Annotated in this window: 28 protein-coding genes and 1 tRNA gene; 11 read left to right on the top strand and 18 right to left on the bottom strand. The window is 65.0% G+C overall.

Features of this window, described 5'->3' with window-relative positions; all coding sequences use genetic code 11:
- Positions 1–7: 7 nt before the first annotated feature.
- The 8 genes from NX780_RS00565 to NX780_RS00530 all read right to left on the bottom strand — a co-directional run bounded on the left by NX780_RS00565 (position 8) and on the right by NX780_RS00530 (position 6487).
- Positions 8–1279 (bottom strand): RNA polymerase sigma factor, encoded by a 1272-nt coding sequence (locus tag NX780_RS00565; protein ID WP_258825923.1) that lies wholly within the window; start codon positions 1277–1279, stop codon positions 8–10.
- Positions 1279–1713, bottom strand: a complete 435-nt coding sequence (locus NX780_RS00560) for a VOC family protein (protein WP_258825922.1) — start codon at positions 1711–1713, stop codon at positions 1279–1281. Before NX780_RS00560 ends, NX780_RS00565 begins: the two co-directional genes overlap by 1 nt.
- 38 nt (positions 1714–1751) lie before the next feature.
- Positions 1752–2168 (bottom strand): VOC family protein, encoded by a 417-nt coding sequence (locus tag NX780_RS00555; RefSeq protein ID WP_258825921.1) that lies wholly within the window; start codon positions 2166–2168, stop codon positions 1752–1754.
- Between the two features lie 11 nt (positions 2169–2179).
- Positions 2180–2575: a YciI family protein gene (locus NX780_RS00550; protein ID WP_258825920.1), complete on the bottom strand. Its 396-nt coding sequence runs from the start codon at positions 2573–2575 to the stop codon at positions 2180–2182.
- A gap of 84 nt (positions 2576–2659) precedes the next feature.
- The gene (locus NX780_RS00545) at positions 2660–3025 is read right to left on the bottom strand and encodes a YciI family protein (protein ID WP_258825919.1); all 366 of its coding nucleotides are present in this window, start codon (positions 3023–3025) and stop codon (positions 2660–2662) included.
- A gap of 31 nt (positions 3026–3056) precedes the next feature.
- Positions 3057–3839, bottom strand: coding sequence for a hypothetical protein (locus NX780_RS00540; protein ID WP_258825918.1), 783 nt, complete (start codon positions 3837–3839; stop codon positions 3057–3059).
- 75 nt (positions 3840–3914) lie between these two features.
- Positions 3915–5765: a PhoH family protein gene (locus NX780_RS00535; protein WP_258825917.1), complete on the bottom strand. Its 1851-nt coding sequence runs from the start codon at positions 5763–5765 to the stop codon at positions 3915–3917.
- Between the two features lie 230 nt (positions 5766–5995).
- A complete protein-coding gene (locus NX780_RS00530; RefSeq protein WP_307732514.1) occupies positions 5996–6487 on the bottom strand; it encodes a peroxiredoxin in 492 nt (163 codons plus the stop codon).
- A 293-nt stretch (positions 6488–6780) separates the two neighbouring features.
- Between NX780_RS00530 and NX780_RS00525 the strand changes: the two genes are divergently transcribed.
- Positions 6781–7404, top strand: coding sequence for a PEP-CTERM sorting domain-containing protein (locus NX780_RS00525; RefSeq protein ID WP_258825915.1), 624 nt, complete (start codon positions 6781–6783; stop codon positions 7402–7404).
- Between the two features lie 30 nt (positions 7405–7434).
- Here the strand turns inward: NX780_RS00525 and NX780_RS00520 are convergent, their stop codons facing one another.
- Together NX780_RS00520 and NX780_RS00515 are read right to left on the bottom strand one after the other, a co-directional pair.
- Positions 7435–7809 carry an EamA family transporter gene (locus tag NX780_RS00520; protein WP_258825914.1) on the bottom strand — a complete coding sequence of 125 codons (375 nt, stop codon included), beginning with the start codon at positions 7807–7809 and terminating at the stop codon, positions 7435–7437.
- A 72-nt stretch (positions 7810–7881) separates the two neighbouring features.
- A complete protein-coding gene (locus NX780_RS00515) occupies positions 7882–8268 on the bottom strand; it encodes an Mth938-like domain-containing protein (protein ID WP_258825913.1) in 387 nt (128 codons plus the stop codon).
- A gap of 128 nt (positions 8269–8396) precedes the next feature.
- Here NX780_RS00515 and NX780_RS00510 point away from each other — a divergent pair, with 128 nt between their 5' ends.
- Complete coding sequence (locus tag NX780_RS00510) at positions 8397–9623, top strand: pyridoxal phosphate-dependent aminotransferase (protein ID WP_258825912.1); 1227 nt, start codon at positions 8397–8399, stop codon at positions 9621–9623.
- A gap of 25 nt (positions 9624–9648) precedes the next feature.
- The gene (locus NX780_RS00505) at positions 9649–10977 is read left to right on the top strand and encodes a homoserine dehydrogenase (protein WP_258825911.1); all 1329 of its coding nucleotides are present in this window, start codon (positions 9649–9651) and stop codon (positions 10975–10977) included.
- Between the two features lie 69 nt (positions 10978–11046).
- On the opposite strand, the gene NX780_RS00500 is transcribed toward NX780_RS00505, so the two are convergent.
- Positions 11047–11229, bottom strand: a complete 183-nt coding sequence (locus NX780_RS00500; RefSeq protein ID WP_258825910.1) for a hypothetical protein — start codon at positions 11227–11229, stop codon at positions 11047–11049.
- Positions 11230–11487: 258 nt separating this feature from the next.
- Between NX780_RS00500 and NX780_RS00495 the strand changes: the two genes are divergently transcribed.
- Both NX780_RS00495 and NX780_RS00490 read left to right on the top strand, forming a co-directional pair.
- Positions 11488–13374 carry an MFS transporter gene (locus tag NX780_RS00495; RefSeq protein ID WP_258825909.1) on the top strand — a complete coding sequence of 629 codons (1887 nt, stop codon included), beginning with the start codon at positions 11488–11490 and terminating at the stop codon, positions 13372–13374.
- Positions 13375–13377: 3 nt separating this feature from the next.
- Positions 13378–13638 (top strand): hypothetical protein, encoded by a 261-nt coding sequence (locus NX780_RS00490; RefSeq protein WP_258825908.1) that lies wholly within the window; start codon positions 13378–13380, stop codon positions 13636–13638.
- 17 nt (positions 13639–13655) lie between these two features.
- On the opposite strand, the gene NX780_RS00485 is transcribed toward NX780_RS00490, so the two are convergent.
- Entirely contained in the window at positions 13656–13895 is a 240-nt protein-coding gene (locus NX780_RS00485; RefSeq protein WP_258825907.1) for a hypothetical protein, read from the bottom strand.
- A gap of 208 nt (positions 13896–14103) precedes the next feature.
- On the opposite strand from NX780_RS00485, the gene NX780_RS00480 reads away from it, so the two are divergent.
- The 6 genes from NX780_RS00480 to NX780_RS00455 all read left to right on the top strand — a co-directional run bounded on the left by NX780_RS00480 (position 14104) and on the right by NX780_RS00455 (position 17491).
- A tRNA-Pro gene (locus NX780_RS00480) sits at positions 14104–14180 on the top strand.
- Positions 14181–14328: 148 nt separating this feature from the next.
- Positions 14329–14859, top strand: a complete 531-nt coding sequence (locus NX780_RS00475; protein ID WP_258825906.1) for a hypothetical protein — start codon at positions 14329–14331, stop codon at positions 14857–14859.
- Between the two features lie 380 nt (positions 14860–15239).
- Positions 15240–15680: a BPSL0067 family protein gene (locus NX780_RS00470; protein ID WP_258825905.1), complete on the top strand. Its 441-nt coding sequence runs from the start codon at positions 15240–15242 to the stop codon at positions 15678–15680.
- Positions 15677–16009, top strand: coding sequence for an STY0301 family protein (locus NX780_RS00465; RefSeq protein WP_258825904.1), 333 nt, complete (start codon positions 15677–15679; stop codon positions 16007–16009). The genes NX780_RS00470 and NX780_RS00465 overlap by 4 nt, the downstream gene beginning before the upstream one ends.
- Positions 16010–16574: 565 nt before the next feature.
- Positions 16575–17000, top strand: coding sequence for a Rap1a/Tai family immunity protein (locus NX780_RS00460; protein WP_258825903.1), 426 nt, complete (start codon positions 16575–16577; stop codon positions 16998–17000).
- The gene (locus NX780_RS00455) at positions 16997–17491 is read left to right on the top strand and encodes a T6SS effector amidase Tae4 family protein (protein ID WP_258825902.1); all 495 of its coding nucleotides are present in this window, start codon (positions 16997–16999) and stop codon (positions 17489–17491) included. The genes NX780_RS00460 and NX780_RS00455 overlap by 4 nt, the downstream gene beginning before the upstream one ends.
- 76 nt (positions 17492–17567) lie before the next feature.
- Here the strand turns inward: NX780_RS00455 and NX780_RS00450 are convergent, their stop codons facing one another.
- From NX780_RS00450 to NX780_RS00425, 6 genes are read right to left on the bottom strand one after another with little or no spacing between them, the layout of a single operon-like run.
- The gene (locus tag NX780_RS00450; RefSeq protein WP_258825901.1) at positions 17568–18692 is read right to left on the bottom strand and encodes a glycosyltransferase family 9 protein; all 1125 of its coding nucleotides are present in this window, start codon (positions 18690–18692) and stop codon (positions 17568–17570) included.
- Entirely contained in the window at positions 18689–19252 is a 564-nt protein-coding gene (locus NX780_RS00445) for a D-glycero-alpha-D-manno-heptose-1,7-bisphosphate 7-phosphatase (protein WP_258825900.1), read from the bottom strand. The genes NX780_RS00450 and NX780_RS00445 overlap by 4 nt, the downstream gene beginning before the upstream one ends.
- 14 nt (positions 19253–19266) lie before the next feature.
- Positions 19267–20007: an SDR family oxidoreductase gene (locus NX780_RS00440; RefSeq protein WP_258825899.1), complete on the bottom strand. Its 741-nt coding sequence runs from the start codon at positions 20005–20007 to the stop codon at positions 19267–19269.
- A 15-nt stretch (positions 20008–20022) separates the two neighbouring features.
- A complete protein-coding gene (locus NX780_RS00435; RefSeq protein ID WP_258825898.1) occupies positions 20023–21414 on the bottom strand; it encodes a glycosyltransferase in 1392 nt (463 codons plus the stop codon).
- On the bottom strand, positions 21411–22409 hold the full coding sequence (locus NX780_RS00430) for a glycosyltransferase (protein WP_258825897.1): 999 nt from the start codon (positions 22407–22409) through the stop codon (positions 21411–21413). Before NX780_RS00430 ends, NX780_RS00435 begins: the two co-directional genes overlap by 4 nt.
- Positions 22410–22416: 7 nt before the next feature.
- Positions 22417–23412, bottom strand: a complete 996-nt coding sequence (locus NX780_RS00425; RefSeq protein WP_258825896.1) for a glycosyltransferase family 2 protein — start codon at positions 23410–23412, stop codon at positions 22417–22419.
- Between the last annotated feature and the right edge of the window lie 34 nt (positions 23413–23446).

Genomic DNA, 23446 nt, shown 5'->3' with positions numbered 1-23446 from the left:
GAATCTCTCAGGACAGCTGGGCGCGGGCGCGTTCGAGCAGCAAGGCGCGTTCCCGGCTGTTGGCGGTCATGCCTGCCGCGCGCTCGAATTCGCTGCGCGCCTCGTCGCGTCGTCCCAGCTTGGCGAGCAGGTCGGCGCGCACGCTGGGCAGCCAGTGGTAGCCCTGCAGTTTTCCCTCTTCGAGCAGCGCGTCGGCCAGCGCCAGGCCGGCGGCCGGCCCTTCGGCCATGCCCACCGCCACCGCGCGATTGAGTTCGACCACGGGCGAAGGCTGCACCTGCGCCAGCTCCGCATACAGGCCGGCGATGGCCTGCCAGTCGGTTTCCCCGGCAGTGCGGGCGCGCGCGTGGCAGGCGGCGATCGCGGCCTGCAGCAGATAGGGACCACGCGGCAGGCCGAGGCCTTCGGCCCGTTCTAGGGCCGCCAGACCGCGGCGCAGCAGCACGCCGTCCCAGCGCGTGCGGTCCTGGTCCATCAGCAGTACCGGGCGTCCCTCGGCATCGAGGCGCGCGCCCATGCGCGAGGCCTGCAGTTCCATCAGCGCCACCAAGCCCAGCGCTTCCGGTTCGCCGGGCGCGAGCTCGGCCAGCATGCGGCCCAGGCGCAGGGCTTCGTCCGCCAGGGCAGGCCGCATCCAGTCCTCGCCCGCGGTGGCGGTATAGCCTTCGTTGAAGATCAGGTAGACGGCCTCCAGCACCGCGCCCAGGCGCTCGCCCAGTTCGGCGGGCGGCGGCAGTTCGAAGGGCACGCCGGCCTCCCCGAGGGTGCGCTTGGCGCGCACGATGCGCTGGGCCATGGTGGCTTCCGGCACCAGGAAGGCGCGCGCGATCTCCTGGGTGGACAGGCCGCCCAGGAGCTTCAGGGTGAGCGCCAGGCGCGCGTCCAGCGACAGTACCGGATGGCAGGCCGTGAACATCAGGCGCAACAGGTCGTCCTGGAAGACGTCGTTGCGCCGGGCATCGAGGCCGTCGACGAAATCGGGCACCACGAGGGCCTCCTGTGCTTCGAGGTCGAGACCGATCTGCTCCAGCTTCTGCTGCAGCAGGCGGTCGCGCCGCATCCGGTCGAGCGCGGCGTGCTTCGCCGTCGTCATCAGCCAGGCGCCGGGATTGTCCGGGATGCCTGATGCCGGCCAGTGCTCGAGGGCCGAGACCAGGGCGTCCTGGGCCAGCTCCTCGGCCAGGCCGACGTCGCGCACCATGCGCGCAACGCTGGCGACGATCTTCGCCGACTCGATGCGCCAGACGGCCGCGATGCTGCGTTCGACCTGTGCGTTCATCAGATAGAGACACCCGCGTCTGCGGATTCCGGCTGCTGTTCCGGCATGCTCTCCATGTATGCCAGTTCCCACATATGGCCGTCGAGGTCCTCGAAGCCGTGCTGGTACATGAAGCCGTAGTCCTTCGGCTCGTTCGGCCAGGCGCCGCCGGCCGCCTTGGCCCTGGCCGCCATGTCGTCGACGGCCGCACGGCTGTCGCGAGACAGGCAGATCAGCACTTCGGTGGTTTTCTTCGCGTCCGCGATCGGCTTCTTGGTAAAACCCTGGAAGAAGGGCTCGGTCAGCAGCATGACGTAGATGCTGTCGCTGACGATCATGCAGGCCGCGTTCTGGTCGCTGAACTGCGGGTTGAAGGAAAAGCCGAGGGCGCCGAAGAAGGCCTTGCTGCGTTCCAGGTCCTTGACCGGGAGGTTGACGTAGATCTGCTGGTTCATGCTTGTCTCCTTTCAGGGTGATCAAAAAGTTGGCGACATCAAGCGGCGGCCGGTTGCTGCGCGGGCATCTCGGCGATATGGGTCAGCGCCCACATATGGCCGTCGAGGTCTTCGAAGCCGTGCTGGTACATGAAGCCATGGTCTTCCGGGTCTTCCGGCAGGGTGGCGCCGAGCGACTGGGCCCTGGCGGCCATGGCGTCGACTTCCTCGCGGCTGTCGCAGAACAGGCAGAGCAGGGCAATGGTGCTGCTGCGCGGATCGGCCATGGGCTTCTTCGTCAGGGTGCCGAAGAAGGCTTCCTTGACCAGCATGACATAGATGTCATCGGAGAGGTTCATCCCGGAGCCCTGCTCGCTGCTGAACTGCGGATTGAAGGTGAAGCCCAGGGCGGTGAAGAAGGCCTGGCTGCGTGCGAGGCCCCGCACCGGGAGGGTGATGGCAAGCTGCTTTTTCATGGTATGTCCTTTCAGGCGGCGGCATGGCTGGCGGGGCAGGGCGTGCGCAGGTCCTCGAGCTCGTAGAGCGGGCGAACTTCGATGTCCGCGTCAACCATCTCGCCATGCGGGGCGGGGAAGCGGCGCGACCATTCCATCGCCTCGTCGCGCGACCGCACCTGGATCAGCGTGTAGCCGGCAATCAGCTCCTTGGTCTCGGTGAAGGGACCGTCGGTAAAGGAGCGGCGCCCTTCGTGGTAGCGGATGCGCCAGCCGTCCCGGCTGGGGCGCAGGCCATTGGCTTCGAGCAGGACGCCGGCCCGGGCCAGCTCCTGGTTGTAGTCGTGCATGGCGGCGAACAGCTGGTCGCTCGGCAGGATGCCGGCTTCCGTGTCCGCTGTCGCCTTGACGATGATCATGAACCGCATCGTGGTCTCCTTGTCGTGGATTGGGCTTACATTCCCTACGACGAAGGGCGGACCGGCGATTCGACATCGCCTGCGGAATTTTTTTCAGCCGGGCTGGCGAACGAAGCAGGGCCCCAGTCCCCTGACCTCGACGGTCGCCCATTCGGCAGCCGGACAGGCTTGCGCCAGCGCCACCGCTTCCTCGTGGGTGTCGACGTCGACCAGGAAAAAGCCGCCCACCATCTCCTTGGCCTCGGCGAAGGGGCCGTCGACGATGCGCAGTTTCCCGCCCGGGATGCTCACGCGCGCCGACTTTTCCGTGCCCATCAGCGATTCGGCGGCGAGCAGCAGGCCGCGCTCGCGCAGTTCGTCGCCCCATCCGAGCATGCGCTCGTAGAGGGCGCGGCCTTCAAGTTCGCTGCGGGCGGCGCGCTGGCCGACCGGTTCGTGGATCAACAGCATGTGCGGCATGGATGTCTCCTCGTGTTTGGACCCGGCTATTTTAAGTCGCGTTGGGCCGGCTGGCACGCTGCGGCGCACCGATCCACCATTTCACAGCGAACTGCACGAGCATGGCGGCCCCGGTTGCAAGCAGGAAGGCGGTGCCGATCGCCTGTTCCCCCAGCAGCAGCGACAGGGCCACACAGAACACTGCGAAGGCGAAATAGCCCTTGATCATCCCGCGCAGCAGGGCGACCGCGAAGCCGGGCCCGTTGGCGCGGTGCGAGAAGCCGACCAGCACCGTGCTCATTACGGGGAACATCGCGAACAGGCCGGAGAGGCGCGGACCGAGCGAAGCGGCGGCATAGGTGACGCTCAGGGAAAGGATGGCGCCGGCCAGCATGCGCCAGGGCAGGTCGTTCGCCTCCCTGCCGGCGCCAGGCTGCTGTTCCGGCGTGGGGCCGAACAGATACGGCGCCACCAGCAGGCCGGCCAGCACGGCAGGGAAACCCGCCCACAGCGGCAGTGGCACCGCCTGCAGCACGGCGACCGCCAGCGCATAGGCCAGCAGCGCAGCCAGCATCGCCCGCGGCATGCCGCGCCGGGCATTGCGTGCGTAGGCGACGCTGAAGACGAGGATGGCCAGCACCGCCACCAGGGTGTTGGCGGCGGCGACCGCGGCGAAGGCCGCGCCCTGTTCGAGGGCGATCGCCAGCAGGATGGGACCGGCGACGATGGGAAAGGCCGACAGCCAGCCGGCGACGGCGGGACCCCAGCGGCGGCCGGCCAGGGTGACGAGGGCGATCAGGGTTGGGACGAGCAGGAGCTTGAGAAGAAAAAGCATGCGTGGTGAATGGAGGGCTGAAAAGAAAAACGCCCGCTTGTGGGAGCGGGCGTTTCGGACAATGGCTTGATGCGCTCAGAGCACGTCGCTGGCGTGGTCCGCCAGGCGCGAGCGTTCGCCGCGCGCCAGGGTGACGTGGCCGCTGTGGCCCCAGCCCTTGAAGCGGTCGACCACATAGGTCAGGCCGCTCGAGCCTTCGGTGAGGTAAGGCGTGTCGATCTGGGCGATGTTACCGAGGCACAGGATCTTGGTGCCGGGACCGGCGCGCGTGACCAGGGTCTTCATCTGCTTCGGCGTCAGGTTCTGCGCCTCGTCGATGATGAGGAACTTGTTCACGAAAGTACGGCCACGCATGAAGTTCAGGGACTTGATCTTGATGCGCGAGCGGATCAGGTCCTGGGTCGCGGCGCGGCCCCAGTCGCCGCCGTCGCTGTCGGACTTCATCAGCACCTCGAGGTTGTCGTCGAAAGCGCCCATCCACGGCGACATCTTCTCTTCCTCGGTACCCGGCAGGAAGCCGATGTCCTCGCCCACCGGCACGGTGACGCGGGTGACGATGATCTCGTTGTACTGCTTGGTTTCCAGCACCTGGGCCAGGCCAGCGGCCAGGGCCAGCAGGGTTTTACCCGTACCCGCCTGGCCGAGCAGGGTGACGAAATCGCACTCCGGATTCATGAGCAGGTTCAGGGCGAAGTTCTGCTCGCGGTTGCGCGCCGTGATGCCCCAGACATTGTTCTTGTTGTGGCTGTAGTCGCGCAGGGTCTGGAAGACGGCGGTCTTGCCGTTGATCTGTTTCACCTGACCATAGAAGGGCGCTTCGCCATTCTGCGGTTCCATGAACACGAACTGGTTCACGAGCAGGGTCGGAATCACGGGGCCGGTCACGCGGTAGAAAGTGGCCGAGTTGCCGTTCCTGTTTTCCTGCCAGGACTCCATGTCCTTGCCATGCTTGTTCCAGAAATCGTCCGGCAGCTGGACGATGCCCGAGTACAGCAGGTCGGTGTCTTCCAGCACGTGGTCGTTGAAGTAGTCCTCGGCCGGCAGGCCCAGGGCGCGCGCCTTGATGCGCATATTGATGTCTTTCGACACCAGCACGATGGCGCGGCCGGCCATCCGGTCTTCGAGCGCACGCACCACGCCCAGGATCTGGTTGTCGGCCTTGCCCTCCGGCAGGCCTTCCGGCAAGGGCGCGGAATCCAGGTTGGTCTGGAAGTAGAGGCGGCCCCGGGCATCCTTGTTGCCGAGCTTGGCCAGCGGGATGCCGGCTTCGATGGCATCGTCATCGACATTCGCGATCAGGGCATCCAGGGTGCGCGCCACCTGGCGCGCATTGCGCGCGACTTCCGACATGCCCTTCTTGTGGTTGTCGAGCTCTTCCAGCGTCATCATCGGCAGGTAGACGTCGTGTTCCTCGAAGCGGAACAGCGAGGTCGGATCGTGCATCAGCACGTTCGTGTCGAGCACGAAGACCTTGGTGGTGCCGGATTTGTCGGCCTTGCGGCTGGTGGACGATTTGACGGTGACTTCGACCGGCTTGTGCTTGGCCGGATGCGGCAGATCGGCGTCGGTTTCACGGGTACGGACATCCGGAAGGCGCGCGGTGGCGCTGTCCTTCGACTTGCGGGCGGGCGCCTTGGCCAGCGGCGCTTCGCCAGCGGGGGCTGGGGCGCTCGGCGTGGCGATGGTGTTCACAGGGGCGGTGCCGGTGGTACCCGCAGCGACGGATGGTTCGTTGGCGGCGGCCTTGCCCTTGCGCGCCTTGCCCGCTTTCGGCGTCGGCACGGCCTGGCCGCTGATCAGGTCTTCGAGGTCGGCGTCGGTCTTGGCGGACGCCGGGCGCACGGGCGACTTGCCCGGTTCAGCCTTCGGGTAATCTTTTGCCAGCAGCATGGTGGCCGGCTTCGTGGGCATTTTTGGCAGTGGCATCTTGTTCTCTATATCTAAAAATGGCTTGTATGGGACGCGCATGCACGCGGCTCAGCGGCGCCGCTGCGCGGGAACGATGCAACTAGGAAGGCTTGGTGGAATGCAGGCTGCAAGCCGGAGGATGCCGGTCCGGCTGGAGCCAGGTTGGATTGGTGCGGATGTGATTGAAACGTGTGACTCAAAATAGGCGGCAGGTATCCAGCAAGTTAATCACCGGAGCCATCCATTTTTCAGGGCTGGCTCTTCAGAAATTCCAGCACTTCGGCCACGTGGTCGTTGACTTTCACGCCACGCCATTCTTTCACCAATCGGCCTTGAGCGTCAATGATAAACGTACTGCGCTCAATGCCGCGCACTTGTTTGCCATACATGTTTTTCATCTTCATGACAGCGAACTGATTGCACACTTTTTCTTCCGGATCGGAGATCAGTTCAAAGGGCAGGCCGAGTTTGCCTTTGAAGTTCTCGTGCGAGCGCAGGGAGTCGCGGCTGATACCGTAGATGTCGGCGCCCAGGGCCTGGATCTCCGGATACGCTTCGCGGAAGGCGATGCTCTCGGTGGTGCAGCCCGGTGTATTGTCCTTGGGGTAGAAGTACAGCACGGTGTACTTCGCCGGACGGCCGGCAAGTTCGAAGGTCTGGTCGCCCGTCATGGGCGCGGAAAAATTCTCGACGGGTGCGGCGGTAAGGCTTTCGGCCACGGGGCTCTCCTGGCGTGTCATGGCGGCATTGGCTGCCGGGTTCCTGGTGGGGCAGGACGAATACCAGAATGATAATCGGCGCTGTGCTCCCTAGCTAGTCCTGTATGGACGGCTCCGGGAGGCAAGATGAGGCAATGTTTCAATTTTTCAAGATGTCGAATTGAAATTTATTCGCCTTGCCATGATGACTGTCGGGATTTTTTACATCTGGGAAAAAGCAGGTGCATAAGCATTTGTTTCGAATGGACATTTTATTTTGGCATGAATGTTGCTTTTATGGATTTATCGTTTCAATCTATTATCAAGGAATATTCATGCGCACTCTCCGCACCGTCGCCCTCGCTGCCAGCCTCGCCCTGTCCGCCATTCCGGCAATGGCCGAACCGATCGGCATCTACGAGCAGACCAGCGGCAAGGGCCCGCTGGGCCAGCAATGGGTCGGCGGCTGGGCCGACGGCTGGAATATCACCGAGTGGTTCAGCGATGTGACCATCGATCGCAACACCCTGTCCTACAATTATCTCGCGGGCGGCAGCTGGATCGGTACGCCGACCCAGACCTATGTGTTCGGCACCAAGGCCGCCAAGGCCGGCGAGCTGACGCTGAACATCGACCTGAGCTCCAATGCCCAGTGGGAAGGCTCGTCGACCGGCATGTACATCTGGCAGGGCGAGCCGGCCAACATGACGCTGCTGGCAGGCGCCACTGGCGACGCCGTCGTGTCGACCTCCTACACTCTGAACCTGGGCCTCGGCGAAGCCTGGGGTTTCATGGCGGTCAGCGGCAGCATCGGCGACAAGCTGGCCTATACCGGCCCGGTGTACGGGTCCTTCGTGGTGACGGATCCGTCGGCAAGCGGCGACGTGCCGGAGCCGGCTTCGCTGGCGCTGCTCGGCCTGGGCCTGCTCGGCTTCCTCGCCGTGCGCCGCAAGGCCTGATTCTTCCTCATTGCTTCGTTCCGCGGCCCGTCAGCTACGGGCCAGCAGCACCACGCCCAGCATGATCACCCCGATCGCCAGCATGCGCTGGGGCGAGATCACTTCACCGAGAAACAGCCAGGCGCCGATGGCGCCGATCACGTAGCCCAGCGACAGCATGGGGTAGGCGACCGTCACGTCGGTGCGCGACAGGCCCATGATCCAGACCACCAGCGAAATGACGTAGCAGAGCATGCCGGCCATGATCGGCCATTGCGTGGCGACCTTCAGTCCGGTGGCGAACCAGTTGTCGCGGGTGAGGTGGATGGCGCCGCCGAGGGCATTGGTGCCGGCCTTGAGGAGGAGCTGGGCGGCGGCGTTCAGGATGACGCCGGTGATGATGAAGATGAAGGCGGAGGAATTCATGTTCTTGTTATGGTGGCTGCATGAGCCCGACGCGCCGTGGCGAACGGCGCGTCGGGGCGGAGCTGGGCGAACTCAGGCGCCGGCGGGTTCTTCGATGATCAGGGCCAGGGTGACCTTGCGGCCTTCGCCCATCAGCACATTGTAGGTGCGGCAGGCGGCCTGGCTGTCCATGCTTTCCACGCCGACATGCATGCTGGAGAGGCTGACGACCAGCTTCGGGTGCACGAAACGCTGGCGCGCGCCGGTGCCGAGCACGACCACGTCGGGACGGTCCTGGGCGATCTGCTCGAAATGGGCAGCCGTCAGGTCTTCGAAGCGCGTCACGTGCCAGGGCCGCGGCGGCACTTCCGGCATGACGGTCAGGCTGAAATTGAAACGCTGGGCATTGATCTCGACCCCACCGGCGTCGTAGCCGGTGACGGTCTGGTACTTCTCGTTGTTGTCGGAATGGAGCTTCATCGTGGGTGCCGTGTGCTGGTTGCTGTATCGGTCCATTGTACCCGGAGAGGCGAGGTTGCTTAAATCGGGCGCTTTCGGCAGAATGGTAATTTTCGCACTGCAACAAAGCGCCACCGAGCTGGAGACACATGCGACCGATCCTGAAATCGAACAAGCTGGATGATGTTTGCTACGAAATTCGTGGCCCGGCGCTGGAAAAGGCCCGTCAGATGGAAGACGACGGCCAGAAGATCATCAAGCTCAATATCGGCAACCTGGCCGTGTTCGGCTTCGATCCGCCGGACGAGATCGTCCACGACATGATCCGCAATATGCATGGCGCGGCCGGCTATACGGATTCGAAGGGCATGTTCGCGCCGCGCAAGGCCGTCATGCACTACACCCAGGGCAAGAACATTGCCGGCGTCGGCATCGACGACATTTACCTCGGCAATGGCGCATCCGAACTGATCGTCATGGCCATGCAGGGCCTGCTCAATAACGGCGACGAAGTGCTGGTCCCGGCCCCCGACTATCCCCTGTGGACCGCGGCGGTCAGCCTGGCGGGCGGCAACCCGGTGCACTACGTCTGCGACGAGCAGGCCGGCTGGCTGCCGGACATCGAGGACATGCGCAAGAAGATCACGCCGAACACGCGCGCGATCGTCGTCATCAACCCGAACAACCCGACCGGCGCCCTGTACCACCGCGAGGTGCTGCTCGAGATCGTCGAGCTGGCGCGCCAGCACGGCCTGATCATCTACGCCGACGAGATCTACGACAAGACCCTGTACGACGGCGAGGAGCATGTGTCGATCGCCTCGCTGGCCGACGACGTCCTGTTCCTTACTTTGAACGGCCTGTCCAAGAACTACCGTTCCTGCGGCTACCGCGCCGGCTGGATGGTGGTCTCGGGCGAAAAGCGCCACGCCAGGGGCTATATCGAGGGCCTGAACATGCTGGCCTCGATGCGCCTGTGCGCCAATGCGCCGGGCCAGTACGCGATCCAGACCGCGTTAGGGGGCTACCAGAGCATCGCCGACCTGGTCGGTCCGGGCGGACGCCTCCTGAAACAGCGCGACCTCGCGCACAAGCTGCTCACCGATATTCCGGGCGTGTCCTGCGTCAAGCCAAAAGCGGCGCTCTACATGTTCCCCCGCCTCGATCCGAAGATGTACCCGATCACGGACGACCAGCAGTTCATCTGCGAACTGCTGTCCGAGGAAAAAGTGCTGCTGGTGCAAGGCACCGGCTTCAACTGGATCGCCCCGGACCATTTCCGGCTGGTGTTCCTCCCCAATTCCGACGACCTGGCAGACGCCTGCGGTCGTATCGCGCGCTTCCTCGACGGTTACCGACGACGCCACGCGCGCTGACATCACGCATACACGGACACATCACATGAAACCCATCAAAGTAGGCCTCCTGGGCGCCGGCACCGTCGGCGCCGGCACCTTCAACGTTCTGCAACGCAACCAGGAGGAGATCCGCCGCCGTGCCGGCCGCGGTATCGAGATTACGATGGTGGCGGCGCGCAACCTCGACAAGGCGCGCGCGGTCGTCGGCGCCGGCGTCGAGGTCGTGGGCGACCCGTTCGCGGTGGTGAACAATCCGGACATCGACATCGTCGTCGAGCTGATCGGCGGCTATGATCTGCCCCGTGAACTGGTCTTGCAGGCGATTGCAAACGGCAAGCACGTGGTGACCGCCAACAAGGCCCTGCTGGCCCTGCACGGCAACGAGATCTTCGCGGCGGCCCAAGAAAAGGGCGTGACGGTGGCGTTCGAGGCGGCCGTGGCCGGCGGCGTGCCGATCATCAAGGCGCTGCGCGAAGGCCTCACCGCCAACCGCATCGAGTCGGTGGCCGGCATCATCAACGGCACCACCAACTTCATCCTCTCGGAAATGCGCGAGAAGGGCCTGGACTTCGCCACCGTGCTCAAGCAGGCCCAGGAACTCGGCTACGCTGAAGCCGACCCGACCTTCGACATCGAAGGCGTGGACGCGGCGCACAAGCTCACCATCATGTCGGCGATCGCCTTCGGCATCCCGGTGCAGTTCGACAAGGCCTATATCGAGGGCATCAGCCAGCTGCAGGCGCGCGACATCCGCTACGCCGAGCAACTGGGCTACCGCATCAAGCTGCTGGGCATCACGCGCCGCACCCAGACTGAAGGTAAAGAGGGCGGCGAAGGCATCGAGCTGCGCGTGCACCCGACCCTGATTCCATCATCGCGCCTGATCGCCAACGTGGAAGGGGCGATGAATGCGGTGCTGGTGCAGGCCGACGCCGTCGGCGCTTCGCTCTACTACGGCAAGGGCGCCGGTTCGGAGCCGACCGCATCGGCGGTCATCGCCGACCTGGTGGACGTGACCCGCCTGGCCACCGTCGACCCGTACTGCCGTGTGCCGCACCTGGCTTTCCAGCCGAACCAGATGACCGACGTCGCCATCGTCCCGATGGCCGAGATCACCACCAGCTACTACCTGCGCGTCTATGTGAAGGACCAGCTCGGCGTGATGGCCGACCTGACCCGCATCCTGGCCGACGCCGGCATCTCGATCGACGCCGTGCTGCAGAAGGAGCCGGGCGACCAGGTCAACCTCGACATCATCCTGCTCACGCACCAGACGCGCGAGAAGAACATCGATGCCGCCATCGAGAAGATCGAGCAGCTGCCGGCGGTCATCAGCAAGGTAACGCGCATCCGCCTCGAAACGCTGAGCTGAGCCTGGCGGGCGTCCGGCGTCTGGAAACGATTCGATCCCGAGGCTGCCTTCGGAAGTCGAATCGTTTTTTTATGTCATCGGCAAGTCCATGGGCCGGCTACAAGGGCTTGCCGGAACGTCGCAGGGGAAGGTGAGGGGAGCCTCGTCATCGTCGATGAAGGCGCAGGTTTGGGCCAGCATGTCGTGTTCGATCTGGTCGAACAGCGCGGTTGTCACACTGGCGTAGCAGAGGAGGAAGTCGGAAGAAGTCATCCGCGGATTCTACCTGCGCTGCGCTGCACAATTCATGCGACTCCGAACTCCCTTGAGACGTTTCAACGGCGCTTCTTGATGCGCCCGATTTACGCGGGACGCCGCTTGAACGAGGCTGCGGTCTATGCTTTTTACCCATCGGGTATCGCCAGCCGCGACTTTACGGTTTAGTATCTGCAACGCAATAGTAGAGCCCGGTAGTTTGCCGCGCCCGCTATTGTAGATTTCGGATTCCTTCTTTTAGACGAGCCCAACCGCATGAGCAAACCGAGCCAGTTTTCCCTGCTGACGCAACGCCGCTTCGGCCCGTTCTTCTGGACCCAGTTCTTCGGCGCCTTCAACGACAACCTGTTCAAGACCGCGCTGCTGGTCGCCTTGACTTTCGACACGGCAAGCTGGACCACGCAAGACCCGGCCCTGCTGAACAACCTGGTCGCCGGCCTCTTCATCCTGCCTTTCGTCCTGTTCTCGGCCACGTCCGGCCAGATCGCCGACAAGTTCGACAAGGGCAACATGGCTCGGTTCGTGAAGCTGCTCGAGATCGGGATCATGCTGGTGGCGGCCATCGGCTGGATGACCCACACCTTGTGGATCCTGATCGCGGCCGTGGTCGGCATGGGCCTGCATTCGACCCTGTTCGGGCCGGTCAAGTACGCTTACCTGCCGCAGCAGCTGAAACCGGAAGAACTGGTCGGCGGCAATGGCGTGATCGAGATGGGGACCTTCGTGGGCATCCTGCTGGGCGAGGTGGTGGGCACCTTGCTGGTGGGTTACAAACCCTGGGGCATCGAACTGGTGGCCGGCGGGACCCTGCTGTGCGCCTTCCTGGGACTGGCGGCCAGCTGGCGCATCCCGGCTTCGCCGCCGCCGGTCCCTAGCTTGAAAATCAGCCTGAATCCCTTCGTGGAATCGGTGCGCAACCTGAAGTTCTCGAGCCAGAACCGCACGGTCTTCCTGTCCATGCTCGGCAACTCCTGGTTCTGGTTCTACGGCGCCCTGGTGCTGTCGCAATTCCCGCTCTATGCCAAGGACTACCTGCACGGCGACCACAGCGTGATCATGCTGCTGCTGACCGTGTTCTCGCTGGGCATCGGCGCCGGTTCCCTGCTGTGCGAGAAGCTCTCGGGCCACAAGGTCGAGATCGGCCTCGTGCCTTTCGGCGCCATCGGCCTGTCGGTGTTCGGCATCGACCTGTATTTCGCCAGCGTCGCCTACACGAATACCGCGACCGTGGATGCGATGACCCTGGTGACCTTGCCGGGCGTGTGGCGCATCATGCTCGACCTGGTCCTGATCGGCGTGTTCGGCGGCCTGTTCATCGTGCCCCTGTTCGCCCTGATCCAGACCCGCTGCGACCCCCAGCACGTCTCGCGTACGATCGCCGGCATGAACATCCTGAATGCGCTCTTCATGGTGGCGGCCGCCGGCGTGGCGATCGTGCTGCTGGGGCAGGGCTTCACGATTCCGGAACTGTTCCTGACCACGGCGCTGCTTAATGCCTGCGTGGCCGTGTACATCTTCTCGCTGGTGCCGGAATTCCTGATGCGCTTCCTGGCCTGGATGCTGATCCACACCGGCTACCGCGTGCGCACCATCGACGCCGACCGCATTCCGGAAGCAGGCCCGGCGGTGCTGGTGTGTAACCACGTTTCCTATGTCGATGCGCTGGTGATCGGCGCCGCCAGCCCGCGCCCGATCCGCTTCGTCATGGACCACCGCATCTTCAAGATGCCCTTCCTGGGCTGGATCTTCCGCGCGGCCAAGGCGATTCCGATCGCGCCGGCCAAGGAAGATCCTTTCCTGATGGAGCGTGCCTTCATCGACATCGCCCAAGCCCTGCACGAAGGCGAGCTGGTCTGCATCTTCCCGGAAGGGAAGCTGACCCATACGGGCGAGATCAACGAGTTCCGCGGCGGGATCGCCAAGATCGTCGAACGCAGCAAGGTGCCGGTGATCCCGATGGCGCTGCGCGGGCTGTGGGGCAGCGTGTTCACGCGCGACCCCTCGAACCTGTTCGAGCGCTCGTTCGCACGCGGGATCCGTTCGAAGCTGGCGCTGGCGGTGGGCGTGCCGGTGGCGCCGGAGGCTGCATCGCCCGAGTATCTGCAGGAGCAGGTGCTGGCGCTGCGGGGCGACTGGAAGTAGGGTGTGCTGAGCTTCCTGGGTGTCTATGCGGCGGTGATGCTGCTGCATGCGTGGGAGAGCCGGAGGGAGTTTCGCCGGCATCCGGAGAAGGCCGCGCGTTACGAGGCGCTTCCCCTGGGCTACAAGCTGGCGTGCTGCTTCGCCGTCATGCCCTTGCTTGCAGCAGGGGGCTTTCATGAAGCCTGGCCGGTAGTGGGGCTGGTGTTCTTCTTCGTCCTGGAAAGCGCCTGCCTTCGCTGGTATCGGAAGGCGGGCTTGTATTAGCTGGCGGCGTGAATGCGTCAGGCTCGGTAGCCGACGTTGACCACCGCGATCATTCCCACCATCGTCACGATGGCAAGCAGCATGGGTGTCAGCGCCAGAAGGCGCCTGCCCGGACTCGGCGTGGGAAGACGCGTGCTGGCCTGCCTGAACGACTTCCAGCCGAAGTAGATGCCCAGCGGGCCGAGGATGAAGATGGGCAGGATCAGCCAGACGGTGAAGACGAGGGCGACGGAGCAGAGCAGGGACAGGACGGCCATGGCGCAATCGGGACTACGGATGAGCGGGCGTCCAGCATAGCACCGCTGGCCGGCAGGTCAGGTGAACGCAAAGGTAGCGTGTCAGGAACTGGTCCGGGAAAACGCTGCTTGCTGGGGCGCGAGAGCATGTCACAGCGCAAGAATCATGCGCAATCACTAACAAAAGCTCAAGTTTTCCGCTGAGCTCTGTTATAATTTCGGAGTTCGTCGGGGCGTAGCGCAGCCTGGTAGCGTACCTGCATGGGGTGCAGGGGGTCGGAGGTTCGAATCCTCTCGCCCCGACCAACAATATCAAGGGTGTACAGGTCTGCCTGTACACATCCACAGCACTGGATATTAGGTGTTCATCTAATATCAATCAAGGGTTGCTCATCGTTCGATGTGCAGCCCTTTTGCTTTTTCAACGACCTGTTTATTGGTTATGGAGCTCGAAATGCTCAACAAGCCATCCCCACGCCTGCCACTCGATTCTGTCGAAGAGCTGTTCGATAAACTGAAATGGGAGGAAACAAGGTTGGTTGACTCTTGGGGCGTTTACGATTCCTGGAATTTCCTCTTAACTGCACACCATCTTTACCATGACTGGATTGGTGGCAAGAAACTGTCCCCCGCGACCGACGAGCAGAAGGGGCGTAGACTCTTGATAGAAAACACATTACCAAGTATCAAAAAGCTCTTCCACGCAATCAGCGATGTCGCCAATGGGAATAAACACTTCGATCTCGACTCTGCAAAGAAGAAGCAAATCGTTCACGAAGTTACAGAGCCAGAAATCTCGGACTATGATTCGTATTTTTACGGGGAGATGATCTACATTTCATTCGATGACTATCGAGTGAGTATGTTTGCCGGGTCGGAAATGGTAATTCGATGCTTGGACTGGATCATCTACGGTGGGGACCAAACCGTGCTCGATGAGGTGTCGTCTGCCCTTGTCGAGATGAAGGGCACTCTCACGCCTTAGTCGTCGAGTCGAGCGGACCACTCCTGAGTATAGGCTGGTCCTGCATCACTCTGCGGCCGCTCCTCGTCCTTGTGCAGCATGCCGTGTTCGTTCATGGTGATCAGCTTTGCGTTGCACAGCAATGGAATCAGCGGATTGCCCACCTAAGAATTCGCATTGCTGGCGACGATGACACCGGCCAGGCGATCGACGCGCGGCTCGCCGTAGGACAAAGTCGTACCGGGCACCATTGTGATTAAGAGGCGCTCGCCTCCAGCGCGCAGGCGTTCCACCCTGGCGCCGACGTGGTCACTTGATCCGGCTCCTGCTCTGCGTTGACCACCGCCAACTTGCCGTAAATCCGACTCTGCCACCATGCCTCGTCACTTCGAGGAGGCGCTATGGTCTACTTCATCTATTCGGGCGATGTCGAGAAGCTGGAAGGCCGCAAGCCCTTCCGCGACGGCGAATGTGTCGCGTTGGTGCAGGAGACGACATCGGTCGGGCACACCAGCCGCTGGCGCCCCGGCCCGCGCGTGGTCGACCTGCATTACCTGAACCCAGGAACGGTGATCGCAAACTTCGTGTTCGACAGAAATGGCAGAGGACGATTCCCGAACCGGCACGGCTATCATGCTGCGCTGTTCATGGGATTTGGTGGACGAGGGCAAACGAGCGGGAAGCCGATGAGCATAGAGATGATGGATCAGTGGGTGCGTCGGCGGCCGCAAGATGTGGTGAAAAGTCGGCACGTCTGGGCGCGAGGGAGGAGTCATACGGAAGGAAATTCCCACCACGATTCTGATAATGCGGACCAGTTCTTCGTGGTGGTGCACGAATGAGCGCCGTACTTTTCGCGCTGACCGTCGCAGCCAGCGGGGCGCTCCAAATCATCGAGTGCCCCGCGACACATCAGCAGAAGCGATTGATCGGCGCCAGCATGTACGAGGGGGCCCACAAGGAAGCAGAGCTGATGGGAGGTCGCAAGCGGGTGCCTGGCGGCGTCGACGTTGACTACGGCTTCAATCGCGGGGATGTGAAGTGGGTAGCTTGCTGGTATGAGCCCGCAACACCGCGCTGGTACCACGTGGATCCGGCAGCAACGCGGTGCGACCTGAAGGAACGAGGCGAAGCCCCCGGAAAGATGACGGCGACCGTGCGCTGCAAGTAGGTATGGCCGCTGAAGTAGTCGGTGGGGCCCGGAAGGTTACTTCGCGTTCATCGAGCGGCAAGGTTCGAATCCGCCAGCGACCCGCAAGTGGCGCTGCTTGAGTCCTTTAACTGGTGCTGCGCCGCCGAGAATTCCCGCAGTAGCTCGCGGCAAAATATTAGACACCGTCTAATATCTCAAATACGCTCTTGAAGCGGTTTTTTTGCGCCATATTTTCCTGCAATTTTGTTTGTTGGAACGGAGGAAGTGCGCGCTATGTGGACGCCTCGCAGCCGGTTTGTTCACGCTGAGGGCCATTGCCGACACGGCGCGCTTGATGCGGCTCCTGCTGTACGTTGACCGCTGCCAATTTCCTGTAAACCTAGCTCTGCGACGATAGCCCCTCATCAACACAGGAGGCCAAAATGGATCGCAAACGACGACGGGGCGACGACAGGTCCGGCAAGATCACCCACGCTCTGCCTGTGCGCCGCGCCCAACCGGCGAACAGGGCCATTGACTACCAACAGGCTCCGATCAGCATCGCACTGCGCAAGCTGGCAACGCCATGGCTGCGGAGGGCGCGATGACGCGGCTGCTCCTCATCGTGCTGATCGCGGGCGCCATGCCGGCAGCTGCCCAGCCCGCCAGCGTGCAACCCTGGATGACTGGTGAACGCCTGGTCAAGCTTCTCGGGAACGTGGACCCTTCCGAAATCACCATGACACCCAACAGCCCGTTCTCGACCCGGGCAGTTGCGGCCGAATACCTCGACATGTCGAACGGCCAGTTCGTCCGCGGCTACATCCAGGCGGTGCACGACGCGACCGAAGGCAAGCAGTGGTGCCCGAGCAAGGGAGGGAAACCGATGCCCCATGAACTGGAGGATGACGCCCGGCGGGCGCTCCAGCAGCTGCCCGGCGCCCAGCTGAAGCGGAATGCGGCGGACCTCATCGTGGAAGTCTGGCAGAAGACGTGGCCGTGCCCGGCGGGGCAAAGGAGAGAGCGATGAAAGTACCTTATGCGAGCCTTCGAGCTCACTTTCCCGATACCGACAACGTCAGTCGCGAGGAGCTCTATCAGTGGATCGGATATCCTGAAAATGCAAGCAGACCGGGTTACTACAACACCTGCGCGATCCGCTTGAGCCTGGCCCTTCTCGGCGCCGGCTATCCGAATCCAGGGCTCTGGCCGATCAAAGCCGGGAAGTACAAAGGTCGAATGATCGAGACCGGCCAACGAAGGTTGAGTGCCTGGCTCAAGCGCCATGTCGGCAAGCCGGAGGTGTTCAAGAGCGGTCTCGAGGCGGAACGTGCGATCGGCGCTCGCCGCGGCATCATTTCCTTCTTCAGCCTCCATGGTGACGACAATCCCCAGGGTCATATTGCCATCGTTTCGAAAGATCGCTGGGGCCTGTATGTCCGCTGCGGAAGCGAACTCGACGGCACCGCTACCGGGTGCTACTGGACGTCGAAGGAAGTATGGTTCTGGCCGCTGAAGTAGGCAACACCGCCCACGCCTTCCCTGCCACTCACCTGGGGCGCGGCAATGATTCCGCCTTCAATTTTCGTGGCGCTCCTTACTGGTACGCGAGCGCCACGTCATTCGTCCTTGCCGGGCGCTGGTGTGAGCCGGCAAGCAGGTCGACGACCGACTCGGCAACGATGCGCGGCGAGAGGCTGTCGAGGCAGGCGTGATGTCCCTGCGGACAGATGCTGCGCAGGCAGTTGCGGCAGCTGACGTCGTGGAACAGCAAGCGATGTGCGACGCGCCACGGGGTGTGCTGGGGGTTCGTCAGGGCGTACAGGTCGACCAGGGGCGTGCCGAGGGCGGAGGCGATGTGTGCCGGGCCGGTATTGCCGGTGACGAGGAGGGCGGCCGAGCGGATCAGGGCCCCGAGTTCGCCCAGATCCAGCTTCCCGATCAGCGAGTGTGTCGGGCCGACCCAGCTTTCCTCGAGCGGGCGCAGCCATTGCGCCTCGTCGCGGGCGCCGCTGAGGATCATTGGATAGCCGAGCCGCGTTCCCAGCAGGCCGATCAGCACCAGCCAATGGCGCAGCGGATAGCGCCGCGATGGCGCGCTGGCGCCCGCGTGCAGCACGAGGTAGGGCGCCGCCGGATCGATACCCGCGTCCGTCAGCAGCGAGTGCACCTGTCGATCGGACTCATCAGGCACGGCGAAGGAGAGTGCCGTGTCCGCCGTCCGGCAACCGATGTGCGCGACGAGGTCGAGCTGGCGCCGCACTTCATGGCGCGTCGCGCCTTCGCGCTCGGGCTCCGGCACCCAGTGACTGAGCAGATGGTAGGGATTCTCGCGGCAGGATGCCAGACGCAGGGGAATGCCGGCCAGGTGGCAGAGCATCGCAGCCGGCAGCGGGCTTTGCGACCAGGACGTGAAGACGACAGCCGCATCGAAGCGCCGGGCGGCGAGGTCGGCGACGCAGGACTGCAAGGCGGATTCGTTCAAGGGCTCTTCGTGCTTCATCCACGGCGCCTTGAGCGTGACGACGTCGTCCAGTTCCGGCACGTGCCTCGCCGCGGCCGCGCCCGATGGCGAAGTGAGCAGCGTCAGCCGGCATCCGGGCAGCGAGTCGCGCAGCGCACGGAAGGCCGGGGTGCACATCAGCACGTCGCCGAGCGAATCGAGGCGCACGCACAGGATGCGCCGCGCGTGCCGCCAGGTCCGGGTCCACTCGACGCTCATCGGTCCTCGTCGTGGCTGGCGATCAGGACGGCGGCGGCGTACAGGTCGGGCGCCATGCGGGTGGGCACGCGGCGCGGGCCGAGGCGCCATTCGGTCTCGTTGCCGTTGTCGATCAGGAGGGTGCGGCAGCCCGCGCGGTTGCCGGCCTCGACGTCGTGCAGGATGTCGCCCACCATCCAGGAGGCGCGCAGGTCGATGCCGTGCTCGAGCGCGGCCTTGAGCAGCATGCCGGGCGAGGGCTTGCGGCAGGCGCAGACCATGGCGTAGGCCCCCACCGTGCCGAGCGGGTGGTGGGGGCAATAATAAAAACCGTCCATCGTCAGGTTTTCGCGGAACAGCAGGTCGGCCAGGCGGTCGGCCACGGGGCCCATCGCTTCTTCGCCGAAGCAGCCGTGGGCGATGCCGGACTGGTTGGTGATGACGAAGAAGCGGTAGTCGAGCCGGGCCAGCAGGCGCAGCGCAGCGCCCGCGCCGCTCACGAGGCGGATGCGGCGCGGCTCGACGTTGTAGGGCAAGTCGTCGACCAGGGTGCCATCCTTGTCGAGGAAAATCGCTTTCATAGGGAGTGAGTCAGTCAGGGCCAGGAGGTTTCGCGCAGCGGCAGGACGGTCAGTTCGGCCACCACGGTGCTGGGCGGAAGCAGCAGCACCGAGTGGATCGCTTCGGCGACGTCCTGCGGATCCTGCAGGGCGGAGGGGTCGAGCTCCGGGAAGCGTTCCAGCAGGAAGGGCGTGCGCATGCCGCCGGCCACCACGGCCGTGACGCGGATATTGTCGGCGCGCAGCTCCGCGTGCAGGGCGTGCGAGAGGCCGAGCAGTCCCCATTTGCTGGCATGGTAGGCGCTGGCGTTGGGCCAGGCGCGCTTGGCGGCGGTGGAGGCGATGTTGACGATGTGACCGCTGCCCAGGCGGCGCATCGCGTCGGCGGCGTATTTCGAGAGCAGGAAGGGGGCGGTCAGGTTGGTGCCCACCACGCGCATCCAGTCGGCTTCCAGCATCTCGGAGATCGGCAGGGTGACGTCGGTGCCGGCATTGTTGACGAGGATGTCGAGCCGGCCGAAATGGTCGAGCGCCTGGCGCACCGCCTGGCCGGCGGAGGCCGGGTCGGCAATGTCGACGCTCAGCGCGTGCGCCTGCACGCCGTGGCGGCGCAGGCCGGCCATGTGGTCGACCAGGCGGGCTTCCTGCAGGTCGACGCCGAGGATGTCGGCGCCGGATGCGGCCAGGCGCTGCGCCAGGGCGGCGCCCAGGCCGCTTGCCGCGCCGGTGACCAGGGCGGCTTTGCCCTGCAGGGGGGAATGCTCTTCTCGCGTCATGATGTGGATGAATTCTCAGGTTGGAAGGATGGCGGGCACGGCGGCCGGCCGGGTCTCGGTCAGCACCTCGCGATAGACGGCCAGCAGCTGGCTGGCCACGTGGCGCCAGGTGTAGTGTTCGCGGGCGCGGCGCCGGCCGGCTTCGCCCATTACTTGCGCCAGGTCGGGGTGGCGGTGCAGGCGCGCCAGGCGCTCGGCCAGGGCCTCGGGGTCGCGCGAGGGAATCAGGAAGCCGGTGACGCCGTCGCTGACCGTGCTCTTGATGCCGCCCACCTCGGAGCCGATGACGGGGCGGGCGCAGGCCATGGCTTCGACCGGGGTGATGCCGAAGGGCTCGTACCAGGGCGTGCTGGCGAACACATTGGCGGCGCTGTAGTAGTCGCGCAGCGCTGCGCGCGGCTGCTGGCCGGCGAAGCGCACGTGGGCCGCAACGCCGAGGTCGGCCGCCACGCTGCGCAGGCGCGCCAGTTCGACCGCATCGCCCGGCGCGGCGCCCGTGGTGTCGCCGCCGACGATCAGGAGTTCCGCGTCGATGCCGTGGCGGCGCCGCAGCATGGCCACGCCCTGGATCACGGTGTCGACGCCCTTGCGCGGCACCATGCGGCCCAGTTGCAGGACGATGAAACGGGTGTTGTCCAGGCCCAGGCGGGCGCGGGCGTCGAGCATGGGCACCGGCCACAGCTCGTCGGGCGAGAAGCCGCAGGGGGCAACCGTGATGCGCGAGGGCGGAGCGCCGTACAGGCGCTCCATGTCGTGGCGGTCTTGCGGACATTCGGCGATGATGCGGTCGGCCGCGCGCATCAGGCCGGCTTCGATGCGCATGCGCGCGATGGGAAAGGTGTCGGCCGTCCCCTGGGCGCGCCGGCGCACCCGGCCCAGCGCGTGGAAGGTGATCACGAAGGGCAGGCCGAGGGTCTGCTTCAGGTGCTCGGCGACCATGCCGGACATGAAGAAATTGGCGTGCACGATGTCGTATTCGACCGGCTGGCGCCGCACGAAGCGGGTGACGAAGCGGGCAAAGGCGTCCATGTGGGGCAGCAGCTGCTCTTTCGGCACGTAGCGCGCCGGCCCCGCGGGGACGTGGATGACGCGCACGCCGTCGGCCCAGTGCACCACCTGGCGCTGGCCCGGGGCGTCGCGCCGCGTGAAGACGTCGACGCCATGCCCGGCATGCGCCAGCTCGCGCGCGAGCTGGGCCACATAGACGTTCTGGCCGCCGCAGTCGATGCTGCCGGGGGCGGACAGGGGCGAGGCGTGTTCGCTGATGATGGCGATGCGGTGGCGCAGCCTGGCGGGCCTGGCGCCGCCCGGCAGCGGCGAGGGCGCCACATCCTGCGCCGCATCCTGCCCCGCGCTCTGGTCCTGTGCCGCATCCTGCAGGGCGGTCTGCACTTCGCTGAGTTTCATACGTTCTCCTGCCTGGTTGGGGCGGCGGCGGAACGGCTGCCACTGCCGCCGGTTCCGGTGACGTGGCGCAGCGCGGCATCCCAGTCGCTGCTGAAGCGGTCGATCGAGAAGCGCGCGCGGGCGGCGCGGCGCGCGCCTTCGCCGAGCTGGCGGGCAAGCAGCGGGTCGTCGATCAGTTCCTGCATGTGGCCGAGCAGGGCCGGCATGCGCGTGCCGGTAAAGCCCGACACGCCGTTTTCGATGACAGTGGCCATCTCGGCGGTGCCGAAGGCCACCACGGGCAGGCCGGCCGTCATGGCTTCGATCACCGCCAGGCCCAGGCTCGAGTAGCGGATGGGGCTGAACAGGAAGCGGTAGCGCGCCATGAAGGCGGGCAGCCGGGCGTGCTCGATCTCGCCGATACCGCCGAGTTCGTCGGCCGCCATGCCGACCAGGTCGAGCGGCACGGTCTGGCGTGCCTGCAGGAAGAGGTCGGGACCCATGCGGCGCCCGCGCCGTGCGAGGTGGTTGCTGACCACCAGGCCGCGCGCCAGCTCGCCGGTATGCGGCAGGCCGGGCGTCTCGGGCACGCCGTGCTCGATGACCTGGACACGCGTGCGGCCGCTGTCCCACATCAGCGCATTGAACGGGGTCACGTGCACCAGCAGCACGCCGGGATCGTCGACCGGGTGGCGGCTGTTGGTGGGGTGGGCGAGGGGCGGATCGTGTTCGAGGTAGATGCGTGGCAGCGCCCGCTGGGCGGGCGTGAGGAGCTCGAACTGGTCTTTCTCCCACTGGTAGTCGTCCTGGAACAGGATGCAGTCGAATTCCCGCTCGCAGGCCTGCTCGGCCGGCAGGTCGATCACGTTGTCGCGCCAGGGCATGCTGCCGCAGCGTCCGCCATAGCCGGGCGGGCAGCCGGGCCGGGACAGCACATAAAAATCGTGCGGTGCATGCGACAGGTAGTGCAGGTAGCTGCCGTGGGTGTGCCAGGTAAGCACCTTCAGTCTGCGCATGGCGGCCTCAGGCGAAGCGGACGCGGTAGCGCAGCGCGCCCATCAGGCGCCAGAATACGGCCAGCGGCGGGAGCAGGGCGGAGGTGAGCACCAGGTCGGCGACGTGGGCCGGCGTGTGCGCGACGCCGCGCAGGCGGTGCGCGCACAGGCGGATGGTGAGCAGCAGCCAGGCGGCGAAGGCGAGCGTCGCGAAGATGGTGAGACCCACGAGCAGGCTGGCCAGCCCCAGCAGCAGCATGGCGACGATGAGGTAGTGGTCCCAGCGCGGGCGCGGCTCGATCTTCTGGCGGTAGAGGGCCGGATGTTTCTTGTACAGCAGGGCGTCGAACACCGCGTGGCGGATCTGCAGCAGGCTGGCGCCCCAGGGGGCCGGCCGTACCGGGTGCACCACGAGGGCGCGCGGGGCCCGGCCGATGGCGATGCCGTGTTCCAGCAGGCGGAAGTGCATGTCGGCGTCGCTGCCGCGCGGGACGTTGAAGCGTTCGTCGAAACCTTCCAGGCGTTCCAGCACGGGCTTGCGGAAGAAGCAGTTGGCGCTGGCGAAGTCGGCTTCCTCCAACACGCGCGCACTGCGCTGCTGCTCCGTGGGACGGGCCGGTACCGGCGTGCGGATGCGGCCGCAGACGACATCGAGGCCGTCGTGGAAGGCGGCCAGGCCCTCGGACAGCCAGGTGGGCTCGGGCACCGCGTCGTCGCTGGTGAAGGCGACGATGGGCGCGCGCGCCGCCCGCCAGCCGCGGTTGCGCGCCGAGGCCGGGCCGCTCGGCCCGGAGTTGGCCACGTAGCACAGCCGCGGCCCGCGCTCGAGGGTGCGGGTGCGCCAGCCGGCGACCAGGTGCAGGGTGTTGTGGTTGGGTTCGTCGTCGACGACGATGATTTCGAAGCGCTGCGGATCGAGCTGCTGGCGCATCAGGGCGTCCAGGTTGCGATCGAGCAGGTCCATGCGGCCACAGGCAGGCACCACCACCGAAACCGCGAGCGTTGCGTCATCCGTTGCAGGCATCTCCACCTCCGCGTTGGTCCGCCGCCCTGCCGCA

It is taken from the genome of Massilia agri, assembly GCF_024753255.1.
Lineage (GTDB): Bacteria > Pseudomonadota > Gammaproteobacteria > Burkholderiales > Burkholderiaceae_D > Telluria > Telluria agri.
The sequence above is the reverse complement of the archived record's forward strand: the minus strand, read 5'-3'. Positions and strand labels throughout refer to the sequence as shown.